This is a genomic window from Rhodococcus sp. MT28 (genome assembly GCF_058792695.1).
Genome location: NZ_JBXAFD010000010.1, coordinates 94,322 through 101,357, shown reverse-complemented (window position 1 = coordinate 101,357; position 7,036 = coordinate 94,322). Strand labels below are relative to the sequence as shown.

The window sequence follows — 7,036 nt, the reverse complement described above, 5'->3', positions numbered from 1 at the left end:
GGACACCGCCGAACACACATTAGAGAAGCCCCCCAACCAGTGATGGTTGGGGGGCTTTCTCGTACCCAAAACACCCCACCCCGCCAACACCCGAAAGCACCCCCGCCGGCACCCCCGACTTCGAGCGAACGGCACTTTCGTCGCCTCAGATCGACCCAACGCACCGTTCGCACGATCAAAGGGGCGGGCACGCCGCCGACTCACCACCCCGTCCGGGATCGAGTGAACGACACGCTCACCCTCTTGGGCGAGGGGAACGGTACGCTCACACCATCAGGGCAGGGATTGGGCCAGGAAGATGCCGTCGCCGACGCACGTAGCGACTTGTTAGCCAAGGTATAGGTTGTGAACCGTCTCATAAGTCCGAAGTACTCTCCGATTTTGTGCCTTCGTCCCTAGCACTTTGGCCTAGGCTGAGTCTCATGGTGGGGTTGAGCAGCTCGAGGGTGTCGCATTTGCGACTCGTTCCGACGGAACCTGAAGAACTGCAAAGGTTTGTACTAGAAGCTGGCGGAGGGCGTGGGGGCATTCAGATTGCGCGATCGTTGCGTTCGAAGAGGCGCGCGGTACCGGCGCAATACGCGATACGTATCAGTGTCGACAATGTTTCCACTCAGATCTGGCGACGAATCCTCGTCGCGTCGGATCTGAATCTGGATGACCTGCATTCGGTGGTTCAACGGGCAATGGGGTGGAGTGACCGTCAATCGCACGCGTGGTCCAAGTCCGGCAGCCGATTTCCCGGCGAGGTCGAAGAGTACGTAGCTTCCGGGAGCAACGCAGAGCAGCGTCGGGCCGGCCGAGCGGCGATCGTAGAGTCCGCGGTACGCCTGGACGAGGTCATGGTCTCGCCTGGCGATGAAATCAGTTATCGCTACGGACGCTTCGGGAACTGGCGCCACACGCTGACACTTGAATCTTCCGAAGTACTGCCCGAAGGGTTCCAAGTTGTGTGTGCCGCGGGTCGCGGTGCTTGTCCGCCGGAGGAATGCGTCGGACCTGACGAGTACGAGCAGCTCCTCGGTGTTCTCGCTTCGGAGAAGCTGCGCTCCCATGAATGGACCCTCGAATGGCCACAAACTGATTTCGAGCCGACACGATTCGAGATCGCTGAGGTCAATAATCGACTGCATAGTCCTAGACCGGACGAGATCGCTGCGTCGTACGACATTGCGAAGCTCGTCGAATGCCTGGGACCCTCGCGAGTCCCGGAACTGCACGCGGTCCTAGCCCGAGCAGGCATTGACGATCAGTCGGCAATCGGGGAGTTGGTCCACGTCGAGGCGGGCCAACGCATTCAAGCGGTTCTGGCTCTGATCGGTGTCGAAGGGATCGGTGCCGATGATTTCTTCACGACGGTCGACGCGATGCTCGACGAACCTGAACTGGGACCTGTAAACCTTCCACAAGGGCGATCACTCTTCGCAGTGCTCAAGAAGTTCGGCCTGGTGCGAAAGCACAAAGGGCAGATTGTACTGACGAAGCGGGGACAGTCGGCAGAGCGGGACGCGTCAATGACGTGGTCGGTGATCGTCGAGGGAGTTCCGGTTGCGCCCGGCGGCTCGCAGAGAGCGGTGGAACTCCTTGTCCTCCTTGCCGTAGCCGCCGGCATGTCGCCGGCGGATCGTCATCGTTTCGTCGCGGGAGCGCTGGAGTCGATTCGGTCGTCGAGCATCCTGATGGCTGGGGCTCAGACTCCCAGACGTGACACGTCAGGGAGCACCGTAGAGGTGCTCGGATTGATCGGCGCTACGGGGTACGAGCTGGGGAAGTTCGGCAGCAAAGCGGACTCGCCCTGGGCTGTTCACCTCGCGAGGGCGATCTTGCGGCGTTAACTCGCGCGTCGACGCAGACAACCGAAACGGGGTTCGATCCGGCAATGCCGAATCGAATCCCGTTTCGTGTACCGATAGAGATCAGATGTTCACGCCGTAGTCGCGGGCGATTCCGGCGAGTCCGGATGCGTATCCCTGTCCGACTGCACGGAACTTCCATTCGCCATTGTGGCGGTAGAGCTCACCGAAAAGCATGGCTGTCTCGGTGGATGCATCTTCGGAGAGGTCGTAGCGTGCCAGTTCGGAGCCGTTCGACAGATCTACGACGCGGATGTAGGCGTTGGTGACCTGTCCGAAGGACTGGAGTCGCGCATCGGCGTCGTGAATCGAGACGGGGAAGAAGATGTTGGTGACGTTGGGCGGTACAGCCGGGAGGTCGACGTTGATGACCTCGTCGTCGCCGTCACCTTCACCGGTGAGGTTGTCGCCGGTGTGCTCGATGGATCCGTCGGGCGAGCGAAGGTTGTTGTAGAAGACGAAGTGAAGGTCGGAAAGGACCTTGCGTTCCGGGCCGGTGACCAACGCGCTGGCGTCGAGGTCGAAGTCGGCACCACTGGTGCTGCGTGCATCCCAGCCGAGACCGACTGCGACCTTGGTCAGATTGGGTGCGGCCTTCGACAGAGATACGTTGCCGCCCTTGGCAAGTGTGACGCCCATTCAGGTTCCTCTCGTTCGAACGAAGTGGATTTCTTCGTTCGGGAGTTCTGTGTTGTCCGTTCGCGACTCACATTACCGTGAGCGGGTAGGTGCGGTTCGACCGAATAGGCACCTCACTCGAACAGCGCGCGAAGATCCTCGGCGTCGAGTCCGGTGCCCAGTGTGCCTTCGGCGTCCATGACATTCGAGAACAATGCCGACTTCTTGGCTTTGAGCGCCATGACCTTCTCTTCGATGGTGTCTTTGGCAATGAGGCGGTAGACCATGACGTTTCGTGTCTGCCCGATGCGGTGAGTACGGTCGACCGCTTGTGCCTCGGCGGCCGGGTTCCACCAGGGGTCGAGAATGAAGCAGTAGTCGGCCTCGGTGAGATTGAGGCCGAAGCCACCAGCCTTGAGGCTGATCAGGAAGACGGGGACTGCACCAGACTTGAACTCCTCCAACACTTCACCGCGATTGCGCGTCGAACCGTCGAGATAGCTGTACGGAATTCTTTCCTCGTCGAGTCGGTTGCGGACAGAACCGAGGAACCCGGTGAATTGGCTGAAGATCAACGCACGGTGTCCGCCGGCAATGACGTCGTCCAATTGCTCGACGAGAGCGTCGACCTTGGCCGATGGGACGGGTCCGCTTTCCTCGTCGACCAGCGAGACGTCGAGACTGAGTTGGCGTAGCAGCGTCAGCGATTGCAGGATCGTGAATCGGTTCTTGTCGACGTCGTCGAGCAGTCCGAGAATCTTCTGCCGTTCGCGTTGCAGGTGGGTGTCGTATATCGCGCGATGGCTCGGATGCAACTCGATCTCGAGTACCTGCTCCTGCTTGGGCGGCAAGTCCGCAGCCACCTGTTCCTTGGTGCGCCGCACCATCAGCGGTTTGACGCGTCGTCGCAGTTGCGCCAATCGTTCTGCATCACCGTCTTTTTCGATGGGAGTGCGGTAGAAATCGGTGAAGGTGGTGGGGCTGGGAAACAGTCCCGGTGCAGTGATCGCGAGCAGCGACCACAACTCCATGAGATTGTTCTCCATGGGTGTTCCGGTGATCGCGAGTTTGAACGGTGCGTTCACCGCCCTCGCGCACTGGTGGACCTTGGACTTGTGGTTCTTGGCGAATTGGGCTTCGTCGAGTACCAGTCCGGACCAGCGGCCCGCGGAATACGCATCGGTGTCGAGGCGGAAGAGGGCGTACGACGTCACGACGATGTCCGCCCCGTCGACGAGTGCGGCCAGATCGGTTTTTCTGCGGCGCAGCGTGTCCGTGATGACAGCGGTGTGGAGGGTCGGTGCGAACTTCGCCACTTCGGACTTCCAGTTGGATACGACGCTGGTGGGTGCGACGATCAGAAAGGGAGGCGCGGCTGGATTCGATTGCCTTGCAGCGCAGATCATTGCGAGGGTCTGCAGTGTCTTGCCCAGGCCCATGTCGTCGGCGAGTATGCCGCCCAAGCTGTGCTGGCGCAGGAAATTGAGCCAACGGAATCCGTCGACCTGATAGGGACGTAGCGTTGCCGTCAACGTGTCCGGGACTTCGACCGGATCGATGCCCGAACTGCCGAGCAATCCTGCGATCTGCTTCTTCCATGCTGCTGCTTGATGTTCGACTCTTCCGAGCGCCGTCAATTCTTCCCACAGTCCGGCCTGAAATTTGCTGATCCCGAGTTTGCCGGTAGGCCGATCGAGTAGCGACCGCGCTTCGGTGATGAGACGGTGCAGGCCGAGTAGTTCAGGTGCGTCGAGCCGAAAGAAGGCGCCGTCCGGTAGCAGTATGTGAGTCTCGCCCTTGCTCAGAGCAGAGAACAGTGTTGTGAACGGAACGCTTTGTCCCGCAACATCGACGGTGACATCGAGGTCGAACCAGTCGGATCCGCTGTCCCCGTCGGGGGCTGATGTGCTGAGGCCGATCACGACAGCGTCGTCTGCAGGCCGGTAGTCGGCAGGGGTTCCTGCAACCTTGAGGTCGATGGCGTCGTGCGCTTCGAGTTGGGGCAGGAGGTCGAGTGTGAACTGCATGGAATCGAGGCCGGTCAAAGTTCCCGCGAGAGTGGCCTTCGCCGCGGCCGCACCGAGGCTCTTGGCAATGGCATCTTCGGCAACGTGGTTGCGGATCTCGGACTCGTCGGTGGTTGTGTCTGCGGTAGAAATGATCAGTTCGTCGGCATCGACGGTGTACTTCCATGCCGATTCGATGTCGATGCGGTGGTTGTCCGCGTAAGTGGCCATCAGTTGTAGCCGAGGACCGGACACAGTCGGTGGGTTGTAAGCACCGTCGGAAGATATGACGGGAGCGAGGTTTCCGAGTTTGAACACGAACCGCGACGTGAATGCATCCCGATGCTCGGCGGGTATGTCGACCGATTTTCCGGAGTCGATCAACTGCCTCAATTGGTGAGTTATCGGCGTGTGCAGTGGTGCGAGAGTGATCGCGTTGGCGGCGTCGAGCGCGAAGACGCCATGTGCCGGCGTGCCGACCAGTCCCCAGTCGGAATGAGTCACGATGTGCCCATCGGTCTGAATTCGGGGAGTGAGACGGAGGTTGTTGTCTTCCGCTCCGTGGACGTCGAGGCAGATGTTGGCGTCGTAGAGTAGGGAGATGTTGCCGAGGCCGGCTTTCGAGTGAACGAGTGAAACGCCGACGCTGATGGCCTCACGAAGAAGCGACCAGAGTTGCGGGCTCGCGAACCCGGCAAGATCGATTTCCGCGGCATTTTGATTTCGGTAGTAGTTGCCGGCGCTGTGGAGGAGATGTATGTCGCGTAGAACCCGGAGGTGATCTGCGGGGAACTGAAAAGTGCTTCCGAGTTTGTTCCAGGCGAGCCCGCCGGAGATCCACCCTCTCGCTCCTGGTTGTACGGGTTTGATGATGAGCCTTGTCGATGCGCCCTTGGTTCGGGTGGTGAATTGAATGCCAAGTCCACGTGTAGTGCGGCCGGCCAGGTCTGGTCGGAGCAACTCCTCGAGCGAGCTGTCCCATCCGAGGTGTTGTGGAGTCTTGTTCGCCTCGGCAACCGCTGCGAGCACCAACGCGACTACGTGCTTGCAGTTCATCCGCACGGGACACGTGCAGAGGCCACGCGTGAACGTTGCTGTACCGGCCGCGCCGCGACTTACCGAAATCGTGCAGGTGTACGGCTCTCGCGCAGTTCCCGATACAGCGCCGGTCAAGATGTCAGCGGTGTCGTTCCATCCGATGGATTCGACTGCATTCTCCCGCAGGTAGACAAGTCCGCGGTCGTAGGTGGTTGTGCCCACGACAGCGCGAATTCGGTCGAGGTCGAGGGCCCTGACTGAATCCGGTTGCACGGGGGCCAGCCTAGTAGCGGCGACCGACAGATCTTGTCGTGGTCGTTTGTCCAAGAAAGTCCGAACTGCACGGTATGTTCACGGAAACATCTTTGACTGGTTTGGGAGTTTCATGAGGACTGAGCGGCGTGCGTGGATTCGATCTGCGCGCACAGGTGCGGTGTGTTTGGCCGTCTGTGCACTTTCTTTGCAATTGGGCGGACTGTCGACGGCAGCGCCGAGTTCCGGAAGCTCGGGTAGTTCGGGAAGCTCGGGAAGTCTGGGCAGCGTCGAGGGAAGCGTGAGCTCGGGGTCGACGATCCCGGGACCACTTCAGGAGGATCCGGGCCCCAAACCGGACCTGCGCGACGACATCGTCGTCCCGGCCATCGTCGGCGAGAAGGTGACCGCACCACAAGCGATCAGGCTGACGGTGGCGTCGCCCGCACTTCGACGCGAGGTCGGCGTCGAGATTTTGCTACCCGCTGACAATTCGGTTCCGCGCCCAGCGCTGTACATGCTCGAGGGTGTCGACGCCGGAGAGAAAAGCAGCGGATGGATGACGATCGGCGGCGCCCCGGCGTTCTTCGCCGACAAGAACGTCAACGTCGTGATGCTCAATGGCGGAATCGCGAGCCTGTACTCGGACTGGGAGAATCCGGATCCGCGGCTGGGACTGCACAAGTGGGAAACCTTCATCACCGAGGAGTTGCCACCGCTGATCGACGCGCGACTCGAGACCAACGGAATCAACGCGATTGCCGGCAATTCCATGGGCGCGATGGGTGCAATGATGCTCGCCCAACGCTTTCCGGACATGTATCGCGGCGTTGCCGTGTTCAGCGGCTGTTATTCCACGATGGATCCGCTCGGCCGAACTGCCGTCCAGGCCACGATTTCTTCTCGAAGCGGAGATCCGGCCAACATCTGGGGTGTGCCAGGGGGCCCGGAGTGGGAGGCACACGATTCGTTGATCAACGCAGAGAAGTTGCGTGGCAAGGAAATCTACGTGTCGACGGCAAACGGTCGTCCCGGATCTGACGAGACGCTGCAGACTCCTGAACTGCTCGAGCGTCTGGTGATCGGCGGCGGCATCGAGGTTGCCGCCCACGCCTGCACCAAGATGTTCGACGCGCGGTTGCAGGAGCTGAAGATTCCGGCGCAGGTGGATTACGAGCCGAACGGCACGCACGCGTGGGCGTATTGGCGTGAACGACTGCCGAAGGCGTGGCCGACTCTGTCCCGGGCATTGGGCGTCTGACGGTTCGA

The 7,036-nt window shown here is 60.7% G+C and carries 4 protein-coding genes; 2 read left to right on the top strand and 2 right to left on the bottom strand.

Features of this window, described 5'->3' with window-relative positions:
* Window positions 1-545 precede the first annotated feature (545 nt).
* A complete protein-coding gene (locus AC1Q6C_RS28325; RefSeq protein WP_228401161.1) occupies window positions 546-1,835 on the top strand; it encodes a plasmid pRiA4b ORF-3 family protein in 1,290 nt (429 codons plus the stop codon).
* An 81-nt stretch (window positions 1,836-1,916) separates the two neighbouring features.
* Here the strand turns inward: AC1Q6C_RS28325 and AC1Q6C_RS28320 are convergent, their stop codons facing one another.
* Both AC1Q6C_RS28320 and AC1Q6C_RS28315 read right to left on the bottom strand, forming a co-directional pair.
* Entirely contained in the window at window positions 1,917-2,492 is a 576-nt protein-coding gene (locus AC1Q6C_RS28320) for a TerD family protein (RefSeq protein ID WP_003940660.1), read from the bottom strand.
* A gap of 113 nt (window positions 2,493-2,605) precedes the next feature.
* Window positions 2,606-5,788 carry a DEAD/DEAH box helicase gene (locus tag AC1Q6C_RS28315; protein WP_230358895.1) on the bottom strand — a complete coding sequence of 1,061 codons (3,183 nt, stop codon included), beginning with the start codon at window positions 5,786-5,788 and terminating at the stop codon, window positions 2,606-2,608.
* Window positions 5,789-5,900: 112 nt separating this feature from the next.
* Here AC1Q6C_RS28315 and AC1Q6C_RS28310 point away from each other — a divergent pair, with 112 nt between their 5' ends.
* Window positions 5,901-7,028 carry an alpha/beta hydrolase gene (locus AC1Q6C_RS28310; RefSeq protein ID WP_031333643.1) on the top strand — a complete coding sequence of 376 codons (1,128 nt, stop codon included), beginning with the start codon at window positions 5,901-5,903 and terminating at the stop codon, window positions 7,026-7,028.
* Window positions 7,029-7,036 lie beyond the last annotated feature (8 nt).

Coding starts and splice junctions, on each gene's coding strand:
- AC1Q6C_RS28320 (WP_003940660.1), bottom strand. CDS start 2,492: ATGGGCGTCACACTTGCCAAGGGCGGCAACGTATCTCTGTCGAAGGCC.
- AC1Q6C_RS28310 (WP_031333643.1), top strand. CDS start 5,901: ATGAGGACTGAGCGGCGTGCGTGGATTCGATCTGCGCGCACAGGTGCG.